General features: G+C 32.9%; 1 protein-coding gene. It reads right to left on the bottom strand.

Annotated features, from left to right (window positions below):
* Window positions 1–392 (bottom strand): glucose PTS transporter subunit EIIB (locus tag DF216_RS10725; protein WP_164979066.1); only part of this gene is annotated, 392 nt, incomplete at both ends.

Raw genomic sequence — 392 nt, 5'->3', positions numbered from 1 at the left:
ACCTAATTGATGATGTTGTTCCACTAAGGCCTTAGGACCAAATAAATTTTCCATAGTTAAAAGATTATTAATCCCCATAAGTAAACCAGCTGTTACTAGTGCTGGCAAAATTGGAATAAAAATATCTCCTAATAATTTTACTAATCGTTGTAATGGATTGCCTTTTTTTGCAGCGGCAGTTTTTGCTTCATCTTTAGATGCAGTTTCTACACCGGTTTCATTTACAAACTGTTTATACACTTCATCTACTGTACCAGGACCAATAACAATTTGATATTGATTGTCAGCTTTAAATTGGCCTTTAACAAGCGTATTATTAGATAAAGCTTCCTTATCTACTTTATTATCATCTTTCAAAACTAATCGTAATCGCGTTACACAATGAGTAGCAG

Origin of the sequence: Streptococcus oralis (assembly GCF_004127215.1) — a bacterium.
GTDB classification, from domain to species: Bacteria; Bacillota; Bacilli; order Lactobacillales; family Streptococcaceae; genus Streptococcus; species Streptococcus oralis_BD.
This window is presented reverse-complemented; position numbering and strand designations above follow the sequence as displayed.